Below are 23,965 nucleotides of genomic sequence, written 5' to 3' on the forward strand. Positions count from 1 at the left end.
ACAGTGATCTTGGCCGACACGGTTCTAGCAGGAGCTCCGTCCCATTTCAGGCGACTTGACGCAACCGCCCAAGGCTCTATCTACACGGCGTTGGGTCTAGTACGGGTCGGTGCTGGCGATGACCGCCCAGGACTGGCTGCGCGCCGGGGACCCGAAGTAGAGATTGAGTCCGCCGTAGCCCCAGATCTCCAGGGTGACCGTGCTGTTGGGCCGCATGGTGTTGCTGGTCCAGCACACGCGGCTGTCGCTGCCGTAGACGACGAAGTTGCCGTCGGGCTGCAGGATCGCCTTGGCGCCGCAGCCCCAGCTGCCCGGCGCGGACCACACCGGCGTGTACTGGCCGTTGTAGGTCTTGTAGGTGACGAGGTTGCCGTCGTCCTGGAGGATCAGCCGGGTGGAGCCGGTGTCGATGTACTGGCCCGGGAGGAGCGTCATGGGGGCGTTCACGTCCACCCGCGGAGCGTCCTGGGGTGGGGTGATGTCCGCCTGCGCGGTCCCCGCCGTCGCCATCGTCCCGGCCAGCGCCAGGACGCCCGCCGCCGCCGTCACGGCCATGTGTCGAATGCTCTTCGTCGCCTTCATGTCCCCGTGTTACCTCTCTCGTGCATCAGCGCCCGAGATCGTCGGGCGTCTTGTGGAGATGAGAATGGCCGGAGGCGGTAGACAAACGATTAACGCCCCGTTGAGGGGTGGGCGGAGGGGCATGGGGGAGGCCCCTGGGAACGACCACCGCCCGCTCGCCGGTGCGGCGAGCGGGCGGTGGGGCCGGCAACGGTCCGACGGCGCGTCAGCAGCAGTTGCCGCCGCTGCCCCCGGCGAGCTGGGAGTGCGGAGCGGGGGCGGGCGCCGGGGTGGCGTCGCTGGACGTGGTGGCGAACAGGACGGCGGCGGCAACGGCCAGGCCGGTGGCGGCGGCGATCAGCATGGTGCGCATGGTGAAGTCCCCCTGGAAGGCGTGTGATCGGGCCCTTGAGTCAAACCGTTTTGGCGGCGACCTGTCAACGATTCGGTTCCGCCCGAATCGTTGGCCTCCAACGATTCGGGCGGGGGAAGGGGGCGGGGGTCAGCTGAGGTGGTCGAACTCGCCGGCCTTGGCGCCGAGGATGAAGGCGCGGAGCTTGGCGGTTGATGTGGTGACGATGACAGAGGGATCGTCGGACTCGCGAAGGTGGCGGACGTCCTCAGCTCCGGCTGCGAGTTCAACGCAGTTGCCGCCCTCGTTCGATCCACTGAACGATGACTTTTGCCAACGGAGTTCGGACATCGGGCGCCTTTCAAGCTTGCAACAAGTAGAGAAGATGTCGAATGAGTCCCCACGAGTCGCGCGAGGAAAGCGTCGTCAAGGACTGGTCGACAGGCGGCAAGGCCAGCTCGCTCAGCTGGTTGAAGGTCCTTCGGTAGGTCTCGATCGAATGCTGGTCGCCAAGATACTCGGTGTGGCTTGGGTGATCCACGACGACGGTGGACAGCTCTGGAGCTCCAGGGTCGAATACCACGAACTGGCCGGTGGAAGGCGGCTTCTTCGCAGCGGTGAACGGCAGGACCTGAATGCTGACGTTCGGCAGCTCAGAGATTTCCAGCAGATGCACGAGTTGCTCCCTCATGACTGCATCGCCCGGGAATCGCATTCGCAACGCTGTCTCATGGATGACGAATCGGAACTCGCGGCGTGGCAAGTCTGTGAGAATGCGCTGCCGTTGCTTCCGGAACTCGATCTCGGCTTCGACATCCAACTTGCGGTGCTGGCTGGCATCTTCGTAGATCGCCTCGATGTAGGCGGGTACCTGGAGAAGGCCAGGGACGTAGAACGTCTCGAAGTTGTCCATCGAGGCCGCGCTGTGATCGGCCTCCGCTAGATCAAGCAGCAGCGTCGGAACTCGGTCCGCGAGATCGGTCCACCAGCCCTTCCCGTTGCTCCGCCCCATCTCGGCGAGCTTTGCGCGGAAGACCGGGTCGGTGCAGCCGTACGCGTCGAGCCAGATCTCAAGGCGCTCAGAGTTGAGAGTGATCCGACCGGCCTCGGTGTGGCTCACCGCCGGACCCTTCATCCCCACAAGCGCGCCGGCTTCCGGTGCAGACAACCCCGCTGCCGTACGCAGGCGTTGCAACTCCTCGCCGAAGCGTCGTTGCCGCTGGCTGATCGGCCCCTTGTATGCCACTGGCGGTCCCTCCTCGTCGGTGCAGTGTTTCGCATGGGGCGAGCGGCTCGCCACCGTCGAGCGTATGCATCGTTGCCTGTTCGATTGCAGGGATGGCATCGAGTCCCCTACCGTCAGTGTTGCACCGATCACACGGTGAAGCGTCGCCTTTGTCGATTCCCCTCCTCTCTCCCTGGGGTCTCTCATGTGTGCCTGCAACCCTCCCGACTGGTCCACCGCTCGTACCGAGCTCTGCGACCTCCTCGCCTCCGCCGGGTGGCCGTCCGCCCTCATCGCCGACGCCGAGCTCGCGCTTCATGAGCTCTTCGTCAATGCCTGGAAGCACGCGGGGAGTTCGTCGCCCCTCGTCACCCTCGCGCTCTCCCCGCAGCTCCTCCGCGTCTCGGTGAGCGACGACAGCCCGCTGCTGCCCGAGCCCCGCACCCCTTCGGACCCGCTCTCGCTCTCCGGCCGGGGCCTCCACCTCGTCCAGTCCCTCACCCACCGTTTCGGCGCCGACCTGCGCAAGCAGGGCAAGGTCGTCTGGTTCGAACTGGAGGCCACCGCATGACGCGCCAGCCGATGCAGCCCACCGACCCCCGGATCCGGGCCTACACCGACGAGCACATCCGCACGCTCCTCGCCGAACTCCACGAGCGCGGCCGCAAGTTCGGCCTGATCTTCCCGTCCGCCACCACGGACAGGACCCTCGACGGCCGTGTCCTCGTCCGCTTCAACACCGCTCCGGCCTCGACCCTCCTGAATCTCCTCACCCTCCTCCTCGACGTGGACCGCGAGCGCCAGTGCGGTTCCTGATCGCCGTCGCTTTCCTCACCCTCCTCGCCCTCGCGATCGGCACCGTCGCTCTGGGCGTCATCACCGCGCTCAATGTTGCAAAGTCCGACGAAGAGGAGCCCTGACATGTCCGACCCCGGCCCGGACCCGGCCGTCGCCAACGCCCTCGCCGCGACGCACTACGCCGTCGCCGCCGCCTTCAACACGCTCGCCGCCACTCCCGTCACCCCGCCCGTCCCCGACGACTTCGACTGGCCCGACCTCGAATCGTTCGTCTTCCGCCTGGGCTTCGCCGCCGACGACTCCGACACCGCCCTCAACCTCTACCGCCTGCTCTTCGCCGTCCAGCGCATCGCCTACCGTGAGGCCGCCGGCCGTAACTCCCCCTGGCTCGCGACCCGCCTCAACCCCCGCTCCCACTAGCCTGACCGCATGGACGAGTTCGCGACCCGCTTGGACGCCGCCTGGGAGTGGTGGCACGCCGCCATCGAGGACGCCCAGGAGGGCCGTTGGACCCGCACCCTTCTTGAGCGCCAGGTGATGGACGACATCGCCGCCGCCACCATCGGATTCGGGTACCCGGACCCGTCCGCCGAACTCTCCCTGCGCGCCCGGCTCTGCCGCATCGCCACCTGGGCGGGCGTGCTCCGCCTCGCCGCCCGGGCCGGCGGCTGGACGCTCTCGCCCGTCGTCGGCGCCACCCCGCCCCGCCCGGCGGGCATGGCCGAACTGCTCTCCGCCGTCTACGCGGTCGGCGAGCAGAGCGAGCTCTGGCTGCGGCGGCTCCCCGCCGACGGCCCGCCGCCGCCCGGCGCGGTCGCCCGGTTCGAGGGCTTCGTCACCGGCCCCGGCTCGGTCGAGGACCTCCGCCAGTTCTTCTACGACTAGTGCAGCGCCGCGTTGATCCTTCGGGGGTTCATGCGGCTTTGAGTGGGCTGCCGTCGTAGGTCCAGCGGTAGGGCTTGGCGTCGTGTTCGTCGTAGGCCAAGACGAAGGTGGCGCTCGACGATGCCGGCGAAGGGAACCCCGCGCCGCACGACATGGTCCCGGCGGATGACTCCGGTACCTCGCGGGGGTAGGGTTTCCCCCCCCGTCCGGCCGGTGGGTTCACACTGCCGACCCGGCGCCGCCTGGTGCGACATCGTGGGGCCATGACCGATCGACACACGAACGCCGCCGGCCGCCCCTGCCCGGCCGGCAGGATGAAACGCAATCGCCGTATCAGCGCTGTCGCGGCGCTGGCGCTCGCCGCCCTCGTCACCGGAACCGGCGCCGGGTTCGCCGCCACGACCACACCGTCGGCCACGCCGGTGGCCACGCACGCGTTCGACACCGCACCGGCCACGGCCACGGCCACCGCGCCCACGCGGTCCTTCCAAGGCACGCTCCCCGCGCCGACCGGCCCCTACGCCGCCGGCGAGGACGTCATCCACCTCACCGACGCGAGCCGTCCAGACCCGTGGGTGCCGTCATCCGGCCCCCGCCAACTGACCGTCACGATGGTCTACCCGGCCGTCCCCGGGACCGGGACCCCGGCCCCTTACATGACCCTCGCCGAGGCAACCGGACACATCCAGCGCGCGAAGATACCGGCGAGCTCCGGCATCACCCCGCAGAACCTTTCCAGCGTCACCACTCACGCCTTCGACGGCGCGCGGCCGCAACACGGCAAGCATCCGCTGGTGGTCCTCTCACCCGGGTTCGGGGACCCGCGCGTGGTACTCACCTCGCTCGCGACCGACCTGGCCAGTCACGGCTACGTCGTCGCGCTCGTCGGCCCCACCTACGAGGACAGCGGCGAAACGCTGGCGAACGGCCAGACGCCGCCGTGCGCGATCTGCGATGACCTGAACCTCGACATGGACACGGTCACCGCCAGCCGCGCGCTGGACATGTCCTTCGTGATCGACCAGTTGACGCACGGCAATACCGCGTGGCCCCTGGCACACCTCATCGACAAGCACGAGATCGGCATGGCCGGACACTCCATCGGCGGAGCGGCGGCCGCCACCACGATGATCGCCGACCCGCGAGTACGGGCCGGGGTGAACATGGACGGCACCTTCCACCCGGACCCGATGCCCGGCCAGATCAACCGGCCGTTCCTCATGCTGGGTACGGCCACCAACACCGATTGGGAGCACCCCTGGGCCGCCCTCGGCGGCTACAAGAAGTGGCTGGCGGTCACCGGCGCCAACCACCCCAGTTTCACCGACGTGGACCTGCTCGAGGAGCAGGCCGGGTTCCCGACGCCGCCCCTCGACCCCGAACGTGGAATCGTGATCACGCGTGAGTACGTGACAGCGTTCTTCGACCAGACGCTGAAGGGGATCCACAGTCCGCTGCTGGACGGCCCCTCGCCGAACAATCCGGAAGTACTCTTCCAGCCCTAGTGCAGCGCCGCGTTGATCCTTCGGGGGTTCATGCGGATCACCGGGATCAAGGTCCGTTGGCGGGCCGGATACGCCTACATCGACGACGTCATCAACGGCGACGACGAAGACGTCGACGCGCACGGCGCTGTACTCCTTCCAGCCTTGCGCGGACCTCCCATGCGGACACCGACCGGAACGCAGCCGTCCGTATGAATATTTCTCGTCCTGAAATATTCAGGTGCGCCGGGCACGGTGCGGCCGGGAGGATGGTCCGGCGAAAGGGTCCGTCTCCGATGTCAGGCTGGGGGAGTCGCCGTGTCCTTCGAGTTCGTGCGCCGTCTGGACGGCCTGGTCTACCGCTTCCGCCAGGACGGCGAGTTCAACGGCAGGCCGTCGTTCAAGCGGGTGGACCTGGACGTGTGGTGCCGCTGGCTGCCCGAGCGGGGCTGGTGCACCGTCGGCGCCGACGGGATCGGCAACGGCTGGCCGCTGCTCGGGCAGGCCGGGCAGGCCGGGCAGGAGGCGTTCCCACCCCTCGGCCCCTGGCGAAGCTGGAAGGCCGGCAAGTCGTACCTCTACGACCTGCGCCGCACCGACGCGCCCTGAGGGGCATCCGTGGGAGCCCGGTCCTCCTCGCGGCGGGTGCCGCTCGAGGAGGGCCGGGCGGCGGTTACGCCGACTCCTCGGCGAGGTAGGCCTCGTACTCGTCGGCCGAGAGCAGGGCGTCCAGCTCGGCGGCCTTGGTCAGCTTGAGCTCGATGATCCATCCGTCGCTGTGGGCGTCGTCGTTGATCAGCTCGGGACTGTCGTTCAGCTCCTCGTTGATCGAGGAGACCGTTCCGGACGTCGGAGCGTAGAGCTCGCTCACCGCCTTGACCGACTCCACCGAACCGAACGGCCGGTTGGCCTCGAACTTGTCTCCCACTTTGGGAAGTTCGACGAAGACGATGTCGCCCAGCTGCCTCTGGGCGAATTCGGTGATGCCGACCCGCGCCTTGCCTCCCGTCTGGGGATGCACCCACTCGTGGTCCTTGGAGTACCGGAAGTCCTTCGGGTAGTTGGCCATGGGATTCTCCGTGGGGTTCGCCGTCGCGACTGACGGTGCGTCAGTCGCGAGGAGGAGCCTGCTACAGATCTCCGTCACCAGCCGCGATACTCACTCGAACGAGTGAGTCAGGCGCCGCAGGGCGGTGTGGCCGGGCGGCCCCCAGCTGGCCTTGCCGCCGGGCAGGCCGCGCAGGCCGGCCTGCCCGATCCGGATGCCCGCGAGGGCTTTCAGCACCGCCCAGCCGCGGGCGCGGCGCAGGGTCGCGGCGTCCGGGGTCGGCCGGTAGGCCGCGTGGAAGCGGTCGCGGGCGTCGTCCGGCAGCAGGATCCACGCGGCGGCGAGGTCGCAGGCCGGATCGCCCGCGCAGAGGTCGCCGAAGTCGATCACGCCGCAGATGGTGCCTTCGGCAGTGAGGACGTTGGCCGGATGCAGGTCGGCGTGCAGCCACACTGCCGGCCCCGGCCACGGCGGCGCGGCCACGGCGTCGGCCCAGACGGCGCGGACGGCGTCCGGGTCGGGGATCAGCCCCAGGTCGACGGCGTCGGCGAGCTGCCGGTCGAACCCCTCGGCGTAGTCGGACGGCGGCCCGCCGCGGCCACGGCCGACGGGGGCTCCGGCGGGGGCGGGCCGGTGGAGAGCGGTCAGGAAGGCGGCCAGGGCGTCGGCCGCCGCCTCGGCGCGGGTGGCGGGCTCAAGGTCGGCGGGCGCACCCGGCACCCAGGTGGTGACGAGCCACGGGCGGGGGAACCGCTCGGAGGGCTCGCCGAGGCGCTGCGGCACCGGGACGGGCAGCGGAAGGCGCGGCGCGAGGCCGGGCAGCCACTCGTGTTCCTTGCGCAGCAGCGCGTCCGCGTCCTTCGTGGCCCAGGGCAGCCGGACGGCGAGGTCCTCGCCCAGCCGCCACAGCTGGTTGTCCCAGCCGCGCGCGCCGAGCCGCACGGGGCGGTCGGCCAGGTCGGGGTGCTGGTCGCGCAGCAGCTGCCGGACCAACTCCGCGGTGATCTCGGGCTCGGTAGGGGTCATGCGGAGCAACGGTAGCCGGGCGGCGGCGAGTTCGTCCGCCCTGCCGCTGATGGGTGGTCACCCTGAGGCGGTGGCGGGGCTGATCAGGGGCGGTTCAGGGTTCATCCCGATACCGGTCGGGGCGGCGGCCGAGCAGGATCGAACACGTCGCCAAGAAGCCGTTCAACGGCAGCCCATCCAACGGAGTGTCACATGAAGCCCCTCGCCCGTCGCGCCGCCGCCCTCGGACTGGCCTGCTCCGCGCTCGTCGGCCTGACCGCCGCCTCGGGCGCCCAGGCCTTCGCCGCGAGCGGCACGGGCTCCACCACCACGACGGCCTTTCCGGCCCTGAACCCCGCCGCGCTCCAGGCCGCCATCGAGACCCGGCCCTCCGACAACGCCTCCGGCGCGGTCGCCCTGGTCGCCGAGCCGGGACAGCTGTGGAAGGGCTCCACCGTGGACAGCCAGACCGGCCGGAAGATCCCGGAGAACGCGCACTTCCATGCCGGCAGCATCTCCAAGGTGTTCGAGACCACCGTCCTCCTCCAGCTCGCGGCCGAGGGGCGGATCGACCTCGACCAGACCGTCCAGCACTACATGCCGGGCCTGCTCCCGGGCACCTTCCAGCCGATCACTGTCCGCCAGCTCGTCAACTACACCAGCGGCCTGCCGAACGTGGACGAGGGCAAGCCCCCCGCGAGCGCCGACGAGACGATCGCCGACCGCTACGACTACCGCACCTTCGACCAGATCATCCAGGACACCCTGCGCCCCGACGACGGCCGCCCGGCGCCCGGCCCGCACTTCGACCCCGGCACCAAGCAGGAGTACAACTCCCTCGGCTTCCGCATCGCGGCCAAGCTCATCGAGCAGACCACCGGCAACTCCTTCAAGGACGAGGTCACCAACCGCATCCTGGAACCCCTGCACCTGAACCAGACCTCGGTGCCCGAGGACAACCCGGAGATGCCCCGCCCCTACCTGCACGGCTACATGACCGCCGACAGCGGCCAGGCCGTCGACACCAGCGAACAGGGCGGCGACCCGTCCAACATGATCTCCACCACGGCCGACCTCGACCACTTCCTGACCGCGCTGCTCCAGGGCCGGCTGCTGCCCGCCGCGCAGCAGAACGAGCTGTTCACCCTGCCCAAGGACAACGAGGGCAAGCTCGTCCCGTTCGTCGGCGGCACCTCCTGCAACAAGGTGGCCTGCTTCGGCGCCGGCCTGATGTCCACCCCGCTGCCGAACGGCACCGTGCTCTGGGGCAAGACCGGCCACGACGACGGCTACGCCAACGGCATGTTCGCCACCCGCGACCTGTCCCTCCACGCCGTGTACTCGATCTCCAACCTCGGCCTCGACTTCGGCGCCCCCACCCCGCTGTCCAACCGCCTGCTGATGGCCGTCCTGAACCCGTCCGCCCCGCAGCACTGACGGTCCCGTCCAGTTGTCAGGCGAAGGACGGCCAGCGCTCAGCGGCCCAGGCGCGCCAGTCGGCCCAGCCGGGCGGGGCCGCGTCGAGGTCCCGGCCCGCCAGTTCCGCCGCGTCCGGTTCCTCGAAGTGGGCGTGTCCGTCCAGGATGTCGGCCTCGGTCATCGGGAGGGTCTCGTGCGGGGTCGTCGCCCAGCGGTGGGCGATGCGGGCGCGCTGGGTGTCCGGGTCGACCGGGAGGTAGCGCATCCGGCAGGACGCGCCGACCGACTCCGCCAGCCAGCGGATCGCGGTGCGTTCGTCCCGGCCCCAGCAGCCGAAGTCCACCACCACGTCGGCGCCCGCCCGCAGGGCCTCCAGGGCGATCGTCAGCAGCCGCCCCTCCAGCACGTCGCGTTTGCCGTCCGCCTCCAGCCCGCCGAACAGCGGGATCATCCACTCGTCCGGGCTCAGCCGGATCGCCCGGTGCTGCTCGGCGAGCCGACGGGCCTCGGTGGTCTTCCCGGCCCCGGGCAGGCCGACCATCAGGAACAGCGTCGTCACGTCCGGATGGTGGCAGGCGGAGCGTGCCCGGGGCGAGCGGTTTTGCTCAAGCCGCCGGACGCGGCGGATCCGTGCGGAGACGTGTGGAGACGCGTGGAGCGGGAAGTCGGCCCGGCCGACTTCCCGCTCCTGGACCGGCCGTCGGGTCAGGCGGTCAGCGTCGGGCTCCAGGTGACGCCGATGTTCCCGGCACCCCAGTTGACGATGAGCTCGGTCTGGTAGACGTGTCCCGGAGTGGGGTCGGGGACGGTCGTGCCCGCGTAGTGGGTCCAGCCGAGCCCGCAGCCGGCCATGGTGTCCCACCGGTAGCCGGTGGTCTGGTCGAACAGGACCAGGTCGATCGTGCAGTTGGAGTTGGCGAAATTGGTGTACGCGTCGGAGATCAGGGTGCTCCCGTCGACGCTGATGCACGCCTGCTGGCCACCGTTACCGCCGCAGCCGCCGCCCGACGCCGCGGACGCGCTTCCCGCGCCGGTGAGGGTGAACGCCCCCGCCAGTGCGGCGCCGGCCAGAGCCAGCGTCGACGCCCGAGCGATCCTCTTCGTGATCATGCCACGCTCCTCAAGGAGTCAGCCGGCCCCGGTGGCCGGACGGCAGAACCATCCGGCCCAGCGGTAGACGGACGATGGACGAGGCGGCACCCGGGAGCGCGGCGTCGCGGTCAGCAGGAGATGGTGCCGCCGCCCACGTTCGTGCCGAGGACGCCGACGAACTTCTTGAACAGGTTGATCCGGTCGTCGCGCTCGTCCGGGTTCTTGCCGTTGCACTCCAGGTCGCCGTTGATGCTGCGGATGGTCTCGCCGAAGCCCCGGTTGTTGACGATGGCGTCGTGCGGGGTCATCGTCCCGGCCCCCTTCTGGCTGTCCCAGAACCAGAGGGCGGTCTGCCAGGCGACGGTCGGGTCCTTCTCCACCTTGTACGGGTCGTGCAGCAGGTCGATGTGCAGGGCGTCGCCCGCGGCCTTGTAGTTGAAGTTCCAGCTGAGCTGCAGCGGCCCGCGGCCGTAGTAAGCGGAGGTTCCGGCGGGGCAGCCGTACGGCTGGGTGGTGTCGCAGTAGTGGCTGTAGTTGGCGGTGTTCTGCTCGACGACGTACTTCAGGCCGACGGTCTCGTGGCTGACGTTGGCGAGGAAGGCGGCCGCCTCGCGCTTGCGGGTGGCGTCGTCGCCGGTCCTGGTGAAGCCGGGGTAGGCGCTCAGGGCGTCGGTCAGGCCCTGGTACGTGTAGAAGGGGTTCCGGTTCGGGAACATCTGGTTGAACTGGGCCTCGCTGACCACGAAGGAGCCTGCGGCGGCGGCCCGGGTGGCCGTCGGTCCGGCCAGGACGAGGGTGCTCAGAACGGCGGCCGAGGCGGCTGCGGACAGCACGCGGGAAAGCTTCATCATGTCCTCAACGGGTCGTCGGTGAACGGTGCTTCGCTCTCGAAGCACCGGAGCCATCGTGCTGGGGGGCATTCGAGATCTGAACGTTTCCGAGGTCTAAACCACTCGTAAGCGTCGTATCCGATCAAGGAGTTGGCGCCCCGTTCACCCCAGGGTGATCATCCGACGGTCAGGCGCACCGGATAGCCTCGTCCGCGCACGGGGAACGAGTGATCACGGCGCGACCGGGGGGCAGGGCGATGGCGCACACCGACGACGAGGGCGACGAGCGGCTGGCGGCCGAGGGCGAGGTGGCCGTCGCGCGGCTGGCGATCGACTCCGGGGCCCTCACCCACGCCGCCGACCACCTTGCCGACGCCATCCTCTCCGATCCCCAACTGCCCGAACTGCACGAGGCACTGGCCGAGTTGTGCGCGGCGGCGGGCGGCCCGGCGGCGGCGCGCGAGCTGTTCCCGCTGGACGGCGAGGTCTACCTCGGCACCGTCGCCTGCCGCGCCCACGTGGAGGCCGCCGCCGGGGACTGGGACACCGCCGTCGGCCTGCTCGCCTCGGCGATCCAGTACGAGCCGGCCCGCCCCTGGGCGCACGCCGCCTGGCTCGCCCGCGAGGACCTGCCCGCCCTGGTCGACCCGGACGCCGTCGCCCAGGCGGTGGCCCGCGCCGCCGGCGCCCTGCCCGACCCGCTGCCCGCCGAACTCGCCGACGCCGTACGGCCCTTCGAGGAGTTCGTCCGGGCCGTACTGGCCCGCAACGGCGAGCACGCGCTGCTGCTGGCGATGGCCTCCGGCCTGACCCGCCGCCTCGGCGCCACCGCCCGGGCCGTCGAACTCGCCGAACGGGCCCACCGGGCGGCCCCCGGCTACCTCCCCTCCGTGATGCTCGGCAACGCCCTGCGTTCCGACGGGCGGCCCGAGGCGGCGCTCGCCGTCTGGGAGGCCGAACTGGGCCGGGAGGCGCCGCAGAAGGACAACTCCAGCAGCTACCTCGCCGTCGACGTGGCCGAGCTGTACGGCACCCTCGGCCGCCCGGCAGACGGCCTGCCCTGGCTGGACCGGGTGCTCGCCACCGCGCCCGACCACCCCAAGGCCGCCCCGGCCCGGTACGGGCTGCGCCACGCCCTCGACGGGGACCCGGTGCACCTGCTCGGCCTGGCCGACCACCACCGAGCCCACCCCGACCACGAGTACGCCCAGGACCTGCTGGAGCGGCTCAGCCACCGCGAGCCCTGGCTCGGCATGGTCTCCGGCGCCACCGAGGCGACCGTCAACGTGCTGCACCGGGTGCTCGGCGCCGACGGCACCGGCCGTGACACCGAGATCGACTGCACCGCCTCCGCCGTCGAACCGCCCAGCTCACTGCTGGCCGTCCACCTCGCCCTGCCGCGCGCCACCGTCTCCTACCAGTCCGTCGGCGAGCCCGACCCCCGGCTGCCGCTGACCGAGCCCACCACCCGGATCTGGTCCTGGGACGGCACCGACCCGCGCCCGGCCGTCGCCCCGCCCGCCGCTTCGAGCGCCGAACTCGTCCGCGCCACCGCCGAGATCGTCTGGCCGACCATCCCCGCCGCCTACGACCACGCCGTCCGGCTGGCCGGACTGCCGCTGGAGGAGCTGCTCGGCGTACTGGTCCACCCGCCGCTGCCCCGCGAGGACGACCTCGGCCGCGCCCTGCTCGCCCACCAGCCCGAACTGTGGGTGCGCGCCGTCCAGGCCTTCGCCTGCCTCGGCATCGCCCACCACCGCACCGACCAGCCGTGGGAGGGTTCGGAGCGCCGCCGGGTGCTGCGCGACCTGCTGCTCGGGCCCGAGGACTGGGTGGTCGAGGCGGCCGGCTTCGCCCTGGTCGCGATCGGCTGGACGCACCCGGACAGCCGGGCCGACATCGCCGGGCTGCTGCACCGGCGGCTGGAGTACGGCGCCCGGGCGCGCCGCAGCCGGGTGGTGACGATCCAGCGCTCGTTCGCCGCCCTGGTGCTCGCCGCGCCGTGGACGGACCCGGCCGACCGCGACCTCGCCCGGCACCTGCTGGCGGAGGCGGACGGGCGGGACGCCGAGAGCGCCGGGAGCGCCGAGCAGAAGGAACCGGTGGAGCCGAGCGCGCCGCAGCGGCCCGAGCCCCGCCCCGGCCTGATCCGCCGTCTCTTCGGGCGGGCCTAGGCCGGACAGGCCTCAGACGCCCGGCAGCGTTTCCTGGTCCACCTCGAACCGCGCGACCCGCTCCGCCGGGTCGCGGCACTCCGGCCCCAGCCGCAGCATCCGCGACTCCGGGTCGTGCAGCGGCCGGTGGCAGCGGCGGCAGGTGACCCGGGGCCGGAGGGCCTGGGTGGTGTCCGTGCCGGGGAGTGGCTCAGCGCTGGTCATGGGGGAGACGGTAGCCGCCCACGGCTGCCGAGGCCCGCGCCGTGAAAGGATCCGTCGCATGGCCACGGACCGCAGCAGCGCAGGAGATCCGGCGCGCACCCTCGCCCTGCTCTGGGGGCTGACCGCCGAGGAGAAGCCCGGCCGGCGCGGCCCGAAGCAGGCCCGCTCGACCGCTGAGATCGCCGCCACGGCGATCGCGCTGGCCGACGCCGAGGGCGTGGACGCCGTCACCATGCGCCGGGTCGCCCAGGAGCTCGGGCTGTCCCCGATGGCGCTCTACACCTACGTTCCCGGCAAGGCCGAGCTGCTCGACCTGATGCTGGACACCGTCTACGCCACGATGCCCCGCAGCGCCCCGGCCGACGCGGGCTGGCGGGCCAGGGTCACCGCCGTCGCCGACGACAACCGGGCGCTGTTCGGCGCCCACCCCTGGGTCGCCGCCGTCTCCACCAGCCGCCCGCCGCTCGGCCCCGGCCTGATGGGCAAGTACGAGTACGAGCTGCGCGCCTTCGAGGGCACCGGCCTGCCGGACGTCGAGCTGGACGCCGCGCTGACCCACCTGCTCGGCTTCGTCCAGACCTGCGCCCGGATGGCCGCCGACGAGCGCGCCGCCCAGCAGGACAGCGCGCTGACCGACTCCCAGTGGTGGGAGGCCAACGCCGAGCTGCTCGCCCGGGTCTTCGACGCCGAGCGCTACCCGGTCGCCGCCCGCGTCGGCGCCGCCGCCGGCCAGGCGCACGGCGGCGCGTACAGCCCGGAGCACGCGTACGCCTTCGGGCTGGGCCGGGTGCTGGACGGGCTGGAAGCGCTGATCAAGGAGCGGTAGGCCGCCCGTCGTACTCCTCGCGGGCACCGGCGACGGCGCACATCCGGGACTCCACCCAGTGCGCGAGCGCCGAGACGTGCTCGGCGGCCTCGCGTCCGAGCGGGGTGGCGAGCTGGCGGCCGAGCTGGCCGCGGCCTCCGGCAGCCCGGTGGCGTACCGGGACGTCACCGCGCAGGAGCAGGTCCGCCGACTGGTGGCCGCGGGGCTGCCGGAGGGCTTCGCGGAGCTGTTCCCGAACACCGACGCGGCCATCGCCAGGGGCGAGCTGGCCCTGCGTACCGGCGACCTGGCCCGGCTGATCGGCCGCCCGACCGTCCCACTGGCCGAGTCCGTCCGCGCCGCGCTGGGTGCCTGAGGCAACCGTCTGACCTGCGAAAAGGCCGGGACTCGTCCAGCATTCAAGCAATGTCATGACCAAAATGCGAAAACGGAGATGACAGCCCGCCCTCCCGCCCGCTACCGTCACCTCGATACATTGCGCGCGCGGGAGGGCACTCGGCCATGCCACAGACAACCCAGCAGGACAGCGGCCGAGGCCTCTGGTACGGCATGGCGGCCTACGGCATCTGGGGGCTCTTCCCGCTGTTCTGGCCGCTGCTGGAGCCCGGCGCCGCCGACGACATCCTGGCCAACCGGATGGTCTGGTCCCTGGTCGCCGTGGTGCTGATGCTGGTCGCCCAGCGACACTGGAGCTGGATACGCCCGCTGCTGCGCCAGCCCCGCCGACTCGCCATGCTGGCCGGTGCGGCCGCCGTGATCTCCGTCAACTGGGGCGTCTACATCTGGGCCGTCAACAACGGTCACGTGGTGGAGACCAGCCTCGGCTACTTCATCAACCCCCTGGTCACCATCGGCTTCGGCGTCCTGGTGCTCAAGGAGCGGCTGCGCGGCGCCCAGTGGACGGCCGTCGGCATCGGCGCCGCCGCCGTCGCGGTCCTGACCGTCGCCTACGGGCAGCTGCCCTGGATCGCGCTCGTCCTGGCGCTCTCCTTCGCCACCTACGGCCTGCTGAAGAAGCAGGTCGGGCTGAGCGGGCTGGAGAGCCTGGCGGCGGAGAGCGCCTTCATGTTCCCCTTCGCCCTCGGTTACCTGATCCACCTGGAGGTCAGCGGGCACGGCACCTTCGGGCACACCGTGCCCGGCTCGTACGGCTGGGGGCACTCGGCGCTGCTGATGCTCAGCGGTGTGATCACCGCGATCCCGCTGCTGTTCTTCGGCACGGCGGCCGTGCGGGTGCCGCTGACCGTGCTCGGGCTGCTGCAGTACCTGGCGCCGGTGTTCCAGTTCCTGATCGGCGTCGCCGTCTTCCACGAGTCGATGCCGCCCGCGCGCTGGGCCGGCTTCGCCCTGGTCTGGGCCGCGCTCGCGCTGCTCACCTGGGACGCGCTGCGCCAGGTGCGGGCCGACCGCGCGGGGCGGGCCGCGGCCGTTCCGCAGCCCGCCCCGGTGGAGACCCGCAAGGAAGCCGTCACGCGCTGATGCGGCTCACGCGCTGATGTCGCTCACGCGCTGATGTCGCTCACGCGCTGATGTCGCGGCTGGTGAACCGTGACCAGGCCGCCGAGCCGAACACGGCGACGTAGGCGGCCTGCAGACCGAGGTCCTTCCACACGCCGTCCCAGTACATCGGTTCGCGCAGCAGGTCGGAGAAGTTCATCCAGTAGTGGGTGAACAGGAACGGCCGGATCGCGTCCAGCTGCGGGAAGGCGTCCAGGATCTGCACGGTGATCACCAGGCCGACGGTCGCGGCCATCGCCGCGATGCCGCTGCCGGTGAGGGTCGAGACGAACAGCCCGATCGCCACCAGCCCGGCCAGCGAGAGCGCGACCACCCCGGCCACCAGCACCGCCCGCAGCAGCGCGTCGGAGAAGCCGATGGTGTCCCCGGAGATCAGCGTGACCTCGCCGAGCGGGAACAGCGCGGCCCCGGTGGCCAGCGCCGACAGCGCGACCGCCGCCGTCGCGGCCAGGCAGAACACCAGCCCGGCGGTGAACTTGGCGGCCAGCAGCCTGGTCCGCCCGGCCGGGGCGACCAGCAGGTAGCGCAGCGTCCCGGTGGCCGCCTCGCCGGCGACCGAGTCCCCGGCCACCACCCCGACCGTCATCGGGAGGAAGACCGGCAGTGCCACCGCCAGCGCGGTGAACACCAGGAACAGCCCGTTCTGGGTCGTCTGCGCGATGAAGCTCGGCCCGCCGCCGCCGTCGTGCGGGCTGTCGGTGTTGAGCTTGACCACCACGCCGATCAGGATCGGCAGCACCGCCAGGATGCCCAGCAGCACCTTGGTGCGCAGCCGGCGGAAGGTCAGGTGCAGCTCGTTGCGGAACAGCGCCAGGAACCCGGCCGCGGTCTGCGGCCGACGCCCGGCCACCGGCAGCGCCTCAGCCTGCGACATCGAAGCCCTCCCCGGTCATCGCCACGAAGGCGTCCTCCAACGTGCCCCGCTCCAGCCCGAATCCGTGCACCCGTACCCCGGCCTCGACCAGCGCCGCGCACAGTTCGGGCAGCACCTCGTCGCCGCCCTGGGTGCCCAGCTCGCCGTCCACCCGGCCCTCGCCGGGCACCAGCGAACCCACCTGGTGGGCGGCCAGCACCTTGGCGGCCTGCGCCACGTCGGGGGTGCGGACCACCAGCCGGCCCTGGGCCCGGGCGGCCAGCTCGGCGACGGTGCCCTGCACCACCAGCCGGCCCCGGGACATCACCGCCGCGTGGGTGCAGACCTGCTCGATCTCGTCCAGCAGGTGCGAGGAGAGGAACACCGTGGTGCCCTCCGCCGCGACCTCCCGCACCAGCGCCCGGATCTCCCGCATGCCCTGCGGGTCCAGGCCGTTGGTCGGCTCGTCCAGTACCAGCAGCTCGCGCGGCTGCAGCAGCGCGGAGGCCAGGCCCAGGCGCTGCTTCATGCCCAGGGAGTAGGCGCGGGCCTTCTTGCCGGCCGTGGCGCTCAGGCCGACCCGCTCCAGCGCGGTGTCCACCCGCTGCCGGCGGGTGCGCGGGTCGGCGGTCGGGTCGGCGGAGTCGAAGCGGACCAGGTTGTCCCGGCCGGAGAGGAAGCCGTACAGCGCCGGGCCCTCGATCAGCGCGCCCACCCGGGGCAGCACGGAGGCGACGGACTGCGGCATCGACTCGCCGAGCACGGTGGCCACGCCGGAGGTGGGGGCGATCAGGCCCATCAGCATCCGGATGGTGGTGGTCTTGCCGGAGCCGTTGGGGCCGAGGAAGCCGAACACCGAGCCGCGCGGCACGGCCAGGTCCAGGCCGTCCACGGCGAGCTGGCCGCCGCGGAAGCGCTTGGTCAGGCCGCGGGTTCTGATCACGTCGTCGGTCGGGGAGGCGGGAGGAGCGGGCGGAGCGGAAGGAGCGGGGGCCGGGCGCGGCGCGGCGCCCGGACCCCCGGCCGACTCCGTAACGTCCCCCGTTACGGGAGCCTTGGACATCCGTCAGTTCACCCCGGCGGCGTGCTGCAGGACCGGCAGGGTCACCGCGCCGGCGAAGACCCGGCCGTCGTCGGTGAGCAGGACGTTGACGACCTTGGTGCTGATCAGCGTGCCGCCGCCGACCGGCTTGCCGAGCGACTTCACCAGCGCCAGCGGGTTCACCGGCTGGCCGTGGTGCTTGCCCTGCTTGCCGTTGTCCGCGCCCTTCGGCGCCTCGACGCCGCTGGGCAGCTGCGCGGAGACCACGGCCGTCCAGCCCTCGCCGATCACGTTCACGCCGCCGTGGTCCTTGGCGGCCTCACCCTTGGCGGTCTGACCCTTGGCGGCCTCGCCCTTGCCGGCGTGGCCCTTGGCCGCGTCGTCCGCCTTCTGCTCCGTCACCTTGGCGCCCTTGGGCACCGTGAAGTCGAAGGTCTTGGCGGCCGGCTTGGCGAAGGACACCTCGGTGAAGTGGACGTCCAGCACGGTGGAGCCGTCGGTGGACTTCACCACCACCGCGAGCGGCACGCCGTTGTCGGCGGCCACCGAGATCCGCACCTCGGCGACGGTCGAGCCGGACTGGGTCGGCTTGACGCTCAGCTGGTACGCCTTCTGCCCGGCCACGGTGGCCGTCCCGGCCACGGTGACGGAGGTGGTGCCGGCGCTCTCGGTCAGGAACTGCTTGGCGGCCTCCTGCGGGGTGGTCGGCACCCCGGTCAGCGGCGCCTTGGGCTGGTGCTCGCCCGCCGGACGCCCGGTCAGGTGCACCGCGCTGTTGGTCGAGCTGTCCCAGGCCCAGCTCTGGTCGCCGTTGCGGACCAGGGTGTAGCCCGCCATGTTCTCCATCAGGTCCACCCGCTGGCGGTCCGGCCCGTCCACCGCGACCCGCAGGGTCTGGTCCCCGCCGAGCAGGCCGAGCAGCTTGGTCTGCGGGTCCGCCGAGGAGCCCTTGCCCTGCTCGCCGCCGTGTCCGGCCGCCGCGGCGAGACCGCCGGCCCCGCTCAGCAGCTGGCTGGGCAGCCCGAGGTCGGTCGAGACCGACACCGTCCCGGACAGGGTCTGGGTGTCGGAGCCGAGCGCCTTGGCCACCAGCGCCTCCGCCGAGACGGCCGGCAGGTCGGGCGGGGAGTCGGCGGCCAGCGCGGGCACCAGTCCGACCCCGGTGGCGATCACCGCGGCCACCGCCAGCGGGACCCCGGCCCGTACCAGGGTGCGCCGCCGTGAACGGAGCGGCACTCCGCCGTCCTGCTGGTCCCCCGCCGCCGTGTCATTGGTCATGGCGTCCTCAACTCCTCTGCGAACCTCTGCGCTTGGCACTGTCCTTCCATTAGAGGCGGGCGCCGCCACGCCGTCATCGCCCTGCAGGGCCAGATCGGGGTGAACCTGGTGGGTACATCGACCCTGAGAAGCCTCAGGGTTGGCTCATCCGAACGTACGACACCTGGCGTAGGGTCGCGCCATGGACGGAACCGCCGTGGACGCAAACACCCCTCCGACCGCGAACGCGATGCGGCGCGCCCTGCGCCGCGCCCGGGACGGCGTGGCCCTCGACGTGACCGAGGCGGCCGTGCTGCTCCAGGCCAGCGGCGAGGACCTGCGCGACCTGTGCGCCGGTGCCGCCCGGGTGCGCGACGCCGGGCTGGAGGCGGCCGGCCGTCCCGGCGTCATCACCTACTCCAAGAGTGTCTTCATCCCGCTCACCCGGCTCTGCCGCGACAAGTGCCACTACTGCACCTTCGCCACCGTCCCCGGCAAGCTGCGCCGGGCCGGGCACGGGATGTTCATGTCCCCGGACGAGGTGCTGGAGGTGGCCCGACGCGGAGCCGAACTCGGCTGCAAGGAAGCCCTGATCACGCTCGGCGACAAGCCCGAGGACCGCTGGCCCGAGGCCCGCGAGTGGCTGGACGCGCACGGCTACGACGACACCATCGCCTACGTGCGGGCGATGTCCATCCGCATCCTGGAGGAGACCGGCCTGCTGCCGCACCTCAACCCCGGGGTGCTGAGCTGGACGGACTTCCAGCGGCTGAAGCCGGTCTCCGCCTCGATGGGGATGATGCTGGAGACCACCGCCACCCGGCTGTGGAGCGAGCCCGGCGGCCCGCACTTCGGCTCCCCGGACAAGGAACCGGCCGTCCGGCTGCGGGTGTTGGAGGACGCCGGCCGCAGCTCCGTCCCGTTCACCAGCGGCCTGCTGATCGGCATCGGCGAGACGTACCAGGAGCGCGCCGAGTCGCTGTTCGCGCTGCGCAAGGTCTCCCGGGCCTACCACGGCGTCCAGGAACTGATCCTGCAGAACTTCCGCGCCAAGCCGGACACCGCGATGCGCGGCATGCCGGACGCCGAACTGGACGAGCTGGTGGCCACGGTGGCGGTGGCCCGCCACCTGCTCGGCCCGAAGGCGTGCCTGCAGGCGCCGCCGAACCTGGTGGACGGTGAGTACGAGCGGCTGATCGCGGCCGGCATCGACGACTGGGGCGGCGTCTCCCCGCTGACCCCGGACCACGTCAACCCCGAGCGCCCCTGGCCGCAGATCGACCGCCTCGCCGAACGCTCGGCCGCGGCCGGCTTCGAACTGCGCGAACGCCTCGCCGTCTACCCCGAGTACGTGCTGCGCGGCGAACCCTGGCTGGACCCGCGGGTGATGCCGCACGTGCGCGCCCTGGCCGACCCGGCCACCGGCCTGGCGAACCCGGACGCGGTGGTCGAGGGCCGCCCCTGGCAGGAGCCCGAGGACCTCCCGGAGTCGTACGGGCGGACCGACCTGCACACCGCCGTCGACACCGAGGGCCGCACCGGCGACCGCCGGGCCGACTTCGAGGACGTGTACGGCGACTGGGAGGTGCTGCGCGAGCAGGTGCTCGCGAAGGGTGCGCCCGAGCGCCTCGCGGGCGACCTGCGCGAGGCCCTGGCGGTGGCCGCCGACGACCCGACCGAGCTCACCGACGACCACGCGCTGGCCCTGTTCCACGCGGACGGCCCGGCCCTGGACGCCCTGTGCCGGATCGCCGACGACGTCCGCCGGGACGCGGTCGGGGACGACGTCACCTACTGCGTCACCCGGAACATCAACTTCACCAACGTCTGCTACACCGGCTGCCGCTTCTGCGCCTTCGCCCAGCGCCGCACCGACGCCGACGCCTACACCCTCTCCCTGGAGCAGGTCGCCGAACGGGCCGCGCAGGCCTGGGAGGTGGGCGCCACCGAGGTGTGCATGCAGGGCGGCATCCACCCGGACCTGCCCGGCACCGCCTACTTCGACATCGCCCGCGCGGTGAAGGAACGGGTGCCCGGCATCCACGTGCACGCGTTCTCCCCGATGGAGGTGGTCAACGGCGCGACCCGGACCGGGCTCTCGATCCGCGACTGGCTGCAGCGGGCCAAGGAGTCGGGCCTGGACACCATCCCGGGCACCGCCGCCGAGATCCTGGACGACGAGGTCCGCTGGGTGCTCACCAAGGGCAAGCTGCCGGCCGCGACCTGGGTCGAGGTGGTCACCACCGCGCACGAGCTGGGCATCCGCTCCTCGTCCACGATGATGTACGGGCACGTGGACACCCCGAAGCACTGGCTCGGCCACCTGCGGCTGCTCGCCGACATCCAGCAGCGCACCGGTGGTTTCACCGAGTTCGTCACCCTCCCGTTCATCCACACCAACGCCCCGGTCTACCTGGCCGGCATCGCCCGCCCCGGCCCGACCGCCCGGGACAACCGCGCCGTGGTCGCCATGGCCCGGCTGCTGCTGCACCCGCACATCCCCAACATCCAGACCAGCTGGGTGAAGCTGGGTGCGGAGGGCGCGGCCGAGATGCTCCGCTCGGGCGCCAACGACCTGGGCGGCACGCTGATGGAGGAGACCATCTCGCGGATGGCCGGCTCGGCGTACGGCAGCTACAAGTCGGTGCGCGACCTCCAGGCGATCGCCGAGGCCGCGGGCCGCCCCCACCGCCAGCGCACCACCCTCTACGGCGAGGTGCCGGCCGAGCGGCGCGCGGCGGCGCTGGCCTCGGACGGGCACCTGCCGGAGCTGCTGCCGGTGCTGGACTAGGGCCGGCCCAGGCCGACCGCGGGACCCCGGCCGTCGTGGAGACGGCGGCCGGGGCGGGGACGGCGGCCGGGGCGGGGAACCGAAGTGCGAGGGACGCCGTCGTTCCGCTCGCGCCTTCGAATACAGTGCCAGGGCGCGCGGCGGCCGTGCGTCGCGCGGACCCGCCCCCCGACCCCGACGAAAGGCGCCCCGTCGTGATGCCCCTGTGGTCACGAGCCCAGCAGCAGGACTTCCGCAGCCGGGTGCGGGGCTGCCTGCTCGGCGGTGCCATCGGTGACGCGCTCGGCGCCGGCGTCGAGTTCGAGTCGCTGGAGAAGATCCGGGCCCAGTACGGCCCGCGGGGCGTCACCGGCTACGTCCCCGCCTACGGGCGCACCGGCGCCGTCACCGACGACACCCAGCTCAGCCTGTTCACCGTGGACGGCCTGATCCGGGCCCACATCCGGCGCGACACCGGCAGCTGGCACCCGCCCACCGACCTGCACCTGGCCTACCTGCGCTGGGCCGCCACCCAGCGCGACTGGGGCCCGGACGAGCGCCGCCCCGACCTCGGCTGGCTCGGCCGCGAGGAGTGGCTGTACGCCCAGCGCGCCCCCGGCCAGGGCTGCCTCACCGGCCTGACCGGGCCGGACGGCGAGCGGCTCGGCACCCTGGAGCGGCCCAAGAACCCGCACTCCAAGGGCTGCGGCACGGTGGTGCGGGCGGCGCCGTTCGGACTGCTCACCACCTGGGAGCCTGGCCTGGTCTTCCAACTCGCGGTGGAGTGCTCGGTGCTCACCCACGGCCACCCGACCGGCTACCTGGCGGCGGGCGCGTTCGCGGTGATCGTCCAGTCGGTGGCCCGCGGCGGCACCCTGGAGGAGGGCGTCCACCTCGCGCTGGCGCTGCTGTCCGAGCGGCAGGCGCACGAGGAGACCACGGCCGCGCTGCGGGCCGCGCTGGACGCCGTCCGGGCCGGCGAGCCGTCCGCCGAGCGGGTGGAGGCGCTGGGGGAGGGCTGGGTCGCCGAGGAGGCGCTGGCGATCGCGGTCTACTGCGCCCTGGTCGCCCACGACGTGCGCTCGGGCCTGCTGCTGGCGGTCAACCACTCCGGGGACAGCGACTCCACCGGCGCGATCTGCGGCAACCTGCTCGGGGTGCTGCACGGCGACACCGCGCTGCCGCCGGGCCTGCTGGCGGGGCTGGAGGGACGCGGCGCGATCCTCGAACTCGCCGACGACTTCGCGCTGGAGCTGATGCACGGCACCGAACTGCACGACCGGCAGACCCCGGAGGGCGTCAACTGGTCGGTCCGGTACCCGGTGGTGCACTGAACGAACGCCGTGGAAACGGCAGCTGCCCGTAACATCGGCCGCCGCTCGGGGCGACGGACAGCGTTACGGGCAACTCGTCCGAGCACGGATCCCGGTCAGGCCTCGCCGAAGGCGCCCGCCGCCGCGGCCGACGCGAACGCGTTCCAGGCCTCGGTGGAGAAGCGCAGCTGCGGGCCGAGCGGGTCCTTGGAGTCCCGGACCGCCACCGCCCCGGCGGCAGGTCCGGCGATCTCCACACAGGCGCCCTGGCCGCCACTGTGACTGCTCTTGCGCCAGGGGGTTCCGTACTCGGAGGGGGTGCTCATTCGTGGTATCCCTTTTCGATGTCGGCTATCAGCGACCGGCTCTCCGCGACACCGAGTGCGGCCGCTCTCAGGTAGTCGTACAGACCGGTATAGCGGCGCACGTCGGCCTCCTTCTCCAGGTAGAGATCGCTCGTCACACCTTCGAAGTAGACAACCGTGGAATCGGCTGACTCCGGGAACTCCAGCAGGGAGAATGTCCCGGTCATGCCGGGATGGGCGCCGTGCGAGAACGGGATCACCTGGATGGTGATGTTCGGACGCAGGCTGAGTTCCAGCATCTGCTGGAGCTGTCGGGCCATGATCTCCCGGCTGCCGACCTCGCGGCGCAGCGCCGCCTCGTCTATGACGGTCCACAGGCTGCCGAGCTGGTTCTCGCCGTGGACGCGCTCCTGGCGCTTCATCCGTACCTGCACCCGGCGCTGCACCGCGATCGCGTCGGTGTCCGGCTGGGTGCCCTCGACCACGGCCTGGGCGTACTGCTCGGTCTGGAGCAGCCCCGGGATGAAGGAGGACTCGTAGGCGCGGATCGAGGAGGCCTCGGCCTCCAGGCCGATGTAGACGCTGTACGGGGTCGGCATGTCGTTGAAGTCGTGCCACCAGCCGCGCTGGCGGGACTCCTTGGCCATCTCCATCAGGCTGCTGCGCATCTGTTCGTCGGACACGTTGTAGACGTCGCAGAGGTCGCGCACGTCGCGCTGGCTGATGCTGCGACGGCCGTTCTCCAGCCGGCTGATCTTCGACTGGGAGACCATCAGTCGGCCGGCCACCTCCTCCGCCGTCATCCCGAGGCCTTCGCGGAGTTTTCGCAGCTCCGAGCCGAGGCGCCGACGACGCACGGTGGGATTGATGTTCGCGGACACGTCGACCTCCGGCCGGACCTCTGGTGATCGTTGGAACGGCAGCCCTCGGAACACTTCGGACATTGGGACCAACCCCCCTGACTTGGAGCAGCATGACACCTTGGGCCAGGTCGGCGCCGGGGA

Annotated in this window: 28 protein-coding genes; 13 read left to right on the forward strand and 15 right to left on the reverse strand. The window is 71.8% G+C overall.

Annotated elements, in window-relative coordinates; translation table 11 throughout:
* Nucleotides 1–96 precede the first annotated feature (96 nt).
* The 4 genes from ACGF12_RS07820 to ACGF12_RS07835 form a co-directional block, all read right to left on the reverse strand.
* The gene (locus ACGF12_RS07820; protein ID WP_393027007.1) at nt 97–582 is read right to left on the reverse strand and encodes a hypothetical protein; all 486 of its coding nucleotides are present in this window, start codon (nt 580–582) and stop codon (nt 97–99) included.
* Nucleotides 583–787: 205 nt separating this feature from the next.
* Nucleotides 788–934, reverse strand: a complete 147-nt coding sequence (locus ACGF12_RS07825) for a hypothetical protein (protein WP_393027008.1) — start codon at nt 932–934, stop codon at nt 788–790.
* A 129-nt stretch (nt 935–1,063) separates the two neighbouring features.
* Nucleotides 1,064–1,264, reverse strand: coding sequence for a DUF397 domain-containing protein (locus tag ACGF12_RS07830; RefSeq protein WP_393027010.1), 201 nt, complete (start codon nt 1,262–1,264; stop codon nt 1,064–1,066).
* A gap of 10 nt (nt 1,265–1,274) precedes the next feature.
* Nucleotides 1,275–2,159, reverse strand: a complete 885-nt coding sequence (locus ACGF12_RS07835) for a helix-turn-helix domain-containing protein (protein WP_393027012.1) — start codon at nt 2,157–2,159, stop codon at nt 1,275–1,277.
* A 184-nt stretch (nt 2,160–2,343) separates the two neighbouring features.
* Here ACGF12_RS07835 and ACGF12_RS07840 point away from each other — a divergent pair, with 184 nt between their 5' ends.
* The 6 genes from ACGF12_RS07840 (at nt 2,344) to ACGF12_RS07865 (ending at nt 5,914) form a co-directional block, all read left to right on the forward strand.
* Nucleotides 2,344–2,709, forward strand: a complete 366-nt coding sequence (locus ACGF12_RS07840) for an ATP-binding protein (protein WP_393027014.1) — start codon at nt 2,344–2,346, stop codon at nt 2,707–2,709.
* Nucleotides 2,706–2,954 carry a hypothetical protein gene (locus tag ACGF12_RS07845; RefSeq protein ID WP_393027015.1) on the forward strand — a complete coding sequence of 83 codons (249 nt, stop codon included), beginning with the start codon at nt 2,706–2,708 and terminating at the stop codon, nt 2,952–2,954. Before ACGF12_RS07840 ends, ACGF12_RS07845 begins: the two co-directional genes overlap by 4 nt.
* 105 nt (nt 2,955–3,059) lie before the next feature.
* On the forward strand, nt 3,060–3,356 hold the full coding sequence (locus ACGF12_RS07850) for a hypothetical protein (RefSeq protein WP_393027017.1): 297 nt from the start codon (nt 3,060–3,062) through the stop codon (nt 3,354–3,356).
* Between the two features lie 9 nt (nt 3,357–3,365).
* Complete coding sequence (locus tag ACGF12_RS07855) at nt 3,366–3,821, forward strand: hypothetical protein (protein WP_393027019.1); 456 nt, start codon at nt 3,366–3,368, stop codon at nt 3,819–3,821.
* Between the two features lie 263 nt (nt 3,822–4,084).
* Nucleotides 4,085–5,326 carry an alpha/beta hydrolase family protein gene (locus tag ACGF12_RS07860; protein WP_393027021.1) on the forward strand — a complete coding sequence of 414 codons (1,242 nt, stop codon included), beginning with the start codon at nt 4,085–4,087 and terminating at the stop codon, nt 5,324–5,326.
* Between the two features lie 297 nt (nt 5,327–5,623).
* Nucleotides 5,624–5,914, forward strand: coding sequence for a hypothetical protein (locus ACGF12_RS07865; protein ID WP_393027023.1), 291 nt, complete (start codon nt 5,624–5,626; stop codon nt 5,912–5,914).
* A gap of 64 nt (nt 5,915–5,978) precedes the next feature.
* On the opposite strand, the gene gcvH is transcribed toward ACGF12_RS07865, so the two are convergent.
* Nucleotides 5,979–6,374: a glycine cleavage system protein GcvH gene (gcvH, locus tag ACGF12_RS07870; RefSeq protein WP_393027025.1), complete on the reverse strand. Its 396-nt coding sequence runs from the start codon at nt 6,372–6,374 to the stop codon at nt 5,979–5,981.
* Between the two features lie 90 nt (nt 6,375–6,464).
* Complete coding sequence (locus ACGF12_RS07875) at nt 6,465–7,379, reverse strand: aminoglycoside phosphotransferase family protein (RefSeq protein WP_393027027.1); 915 nt, start codon at nt 7,377–7,379, stop codon at nt 6,465–6,467.
* 192 nt (nt 7,380–7,571) lie between these two features.
* Here ACGF12_RS07875 and ACGF12_RS07880 point away from each other — a divergent pair, with 192 nt between their 5' ends.
* Entirely contained in the window at nt 7,572–8,795 is a 1,224-nt protein-coding gene (locus tag ACGF12_RS07880; protein WP_393027029.1) for a serine hydrolase domain-containing protein, read from the forward strand.
* A gap of 16 nt (nt 8,796–8,811) precedes the next feature.
* Here the strand turns inward: ACGF12_RS07880 and ACGF12_RS07885 are convergent, their stop codons facing one another.
* From ACGF12_RS07885 to ACGF12_RS07895, 3 genes are all read right to left on the reverse strand, one after another.
* Complete coding sequence (locus tag ACGF12_RS07885; protein WP_393027031.1) at nt 8,812–9,336, reverse strand: AAA family ATPase; 525 nt, start codon at nt 9,334–9,336, stop codon at nt 8,812–8,814.
* Nucleotides 9,337–9,482: 146 nt separating this feature from the next.
* Entirely contained in the window at nt 9,483–9,887 is a 405-nt protein-coding gene (locus ACGF12_RS07890) for a hypothetical protein (protein WP_393027033.1), read from the reverse strand.
* Nucleotides 9,888–9,997: 110 nt separating this feature from the next.
* A complete protein-coding gene (locus ACGF12_RS07895) occupies nt 9,998–10,717 on the reverse strand; it encodes a chitinase (RefSeq protein ID WP_393027035.1) in 720 nt (239 codons plus the stop codon).
* Between the two features lie 239 nt (nt 10,718–10,956).
* On the opposite strand from ACGF12_RS07895, the gene ACGF12_RS07900 reads away from it, so the two are divergent.
* A complete protein-coding gene (locus ACGF12_RS07900) occupies nt 10,957–12,873 on the forward strand; it encodes a hypothetical protein (protein ID WP_393027037.1) in 1,917 nt (638 codons plus the stop codon).
* A 12-nt stretch (nt 12,874–12,885) separates the two neighbouring features.
* On the opposite strand, the gene ACGF12_RS07905 is transcribed toward ACGF12_RS07900, so the two are convergent.
* Nucleotides 12,886–13,077, reverse strand: a complete 192-nt coding sequence (locus ACGF12_RS07905) for a DUF6011 domain-containing protein (protein WP_393027039.1) — start codon at nt 13,075–13,077, stop codon at nt 12,886–12,888.
* Nucleotides 13,078–13,135: 58 nt separating this feature from the next.
* Between ACGF12_RS07905 and ACGF12_RS07910 the strand changes: the two genes are divergently transcribed.
* The 3 genes from ACGF12_RS07910 to rarD all read left to right on the forward strand — a co-directional run bounded on the left by ACGF12_RS07910 (nt 13,136) and on the right by rarD (nt 15,382).
* The gene (locus tag ACGF12_RS07910) at nt 13,136–13,903 is read left to right on the forward strand and encodes a TetR/AcrR family transcriptional regulator (protein ID WP_393027041.1); all 768 of its coding nucleotides are present in this window, start codon (nt 13,136–13,138) and stop codon (nt 13,901–13,903) included.
* Nucleotides 13,904–13,961: 58 nt separating this feature from the next.
* Nucleotides 13,962–14,258: a hypothetical protein gene (locus tag ACGF12_RS07915; RefSeq protein WP_393027043.1), complete on the forward strand. Its 297-nt coding sequence runs from the start codon at nt 13,962–13,964 to the stop codon at nt 14,256–14,258.
* A gap of 146 nt (nt 14,259–14,404) precedes the next feature.
* Nucleotides 14,405–15,382, forward strand: coding sequence for an EamA family transporter RarD (gene rarD / locus ACGF12_RS07920; protein ID WP_393027045.1), 978 nt, complete (start codon nt 14,405–14,407; stop codon nt 15,380–15,382).
* 40 nt (nt 15,383–15,422) lie between these two features.
* Here rarD and ACGF12_RS07925 read toward each other — a convergent pair whose 3' ends face one another.
* The 3 genes from ACGF12_RS07925 to ACGF12_RS07935 are packed head-to-tail and all read right to left on the reverse strand — an operon-like array spanning nt 15,423 to nt 18,594.
* Complete coding sequence (locus ACGF12_RS07925) at nt 15,423–16,295, reverse strand: ABC transporter permease (protein ID WP_387615051.1); 873 nt, start codon at nt 16,293–16,295, stop codon at nt 15,423–15,425.
* Nucleotides 16,282–17,337 (reverse strand): ABC transporter ATP-binding protein, encoded by a 1,056-nt coding sequence (locus tag ACGF12_RS07930; RefSeq protein ID WP_393027047.1) that lies wholly within the window; start codon nt 17,335–17,337, stop codon nt 16,282–16,284. Before ACGF12_RS07930 ends, ACGF12_RS07925 begins: the two co-directional genes overlap by 14 nt.
* Nucleotides 17,338–17,340: 3 nt before the next feature.
* A complete protein-coding gene (locus ACGF12_RS07935; RefSeq protein WP_393027049.1) occupies nt 17,341–18,594 on the reverse strand; it encodes an outer membrane lipoprotein carrier protein LolA in 1,254 nt (417 codons plus the stop codon).
* 181 nt (nt 18,595–18,775) lie between these two features.
* Here ACGF12_RS07935 and ACGF12_RS07940 point away from each other — a divergent pair, with 181 nt between their 5' ends.
* Nucleotides 18,776–21,364: a bifunctional FO biosynthesis protein CofGH gene (locus ACGF12_RS07940; protein ID WP_393027051.1), complete on the forward strand. Its 2,589-nt coding sequence runs from the start codon at nt 18,776–18,778 to the stop codon at nt 21,362–21,364.
* Between the two features lie 197 nt (nt 21,365–21,561).
* Nucleotides 21,562–22,677, forward strand: a complete 1,116-nt coding sequence (locus tag ACGF12_RS07945) for an ADP-ribosylglycohydrolase family protein (protein WP_393027246.1) — start codon at nt 21,562–21,564, stop codon at nt 22,675–22,677.
* A gap of 95 nt (nt 22,678–22,772) precedes the next feature.
* Here the strand turns inward: ACGF12_RS07945 and ACGF12_RS07950 are convergent, their stop codons facing one another.
* Together ACGF12_RS07950 and ACGF12_RS07955 are read right to left on the reverse strand one after the other, a co-directional pair.
* Nucleotides 22,773–22,982, reverse strand: coding sequence for a DUF397 domain-containing protein (locus ACGF12_RS07950; protein ID WP_393027053.1), 210 nt, complete (start codon nt 22,980–22,982; stop codon nt 22,773–22,775).
* Entirely contained in the window at nt 22,979–23,842 is an 864-nt protein-coding gene (locus tag ACGF12_RS07955) for a helix-turn-helix domain-containing protein (RefSeq protein ID WP_380611856.1), read from the reverse strand. Before ACGF12_RS07955 ends, ACGF12_RS07950 begins: the two co-directional genes overlap by 4 nt.
* Between the last annotated feature and the right edge of the window lie 123 nt (nt 23,843–23,965).

This window comes from Kitasatospora sp. NPDC048296, from assembly GCF_043201815.1.
Classification (GTDB): Bacteria; Actinomycetota; Actinomycetes; order Streptomycetales; family Streptomycetaceae; genus Kitasatospora.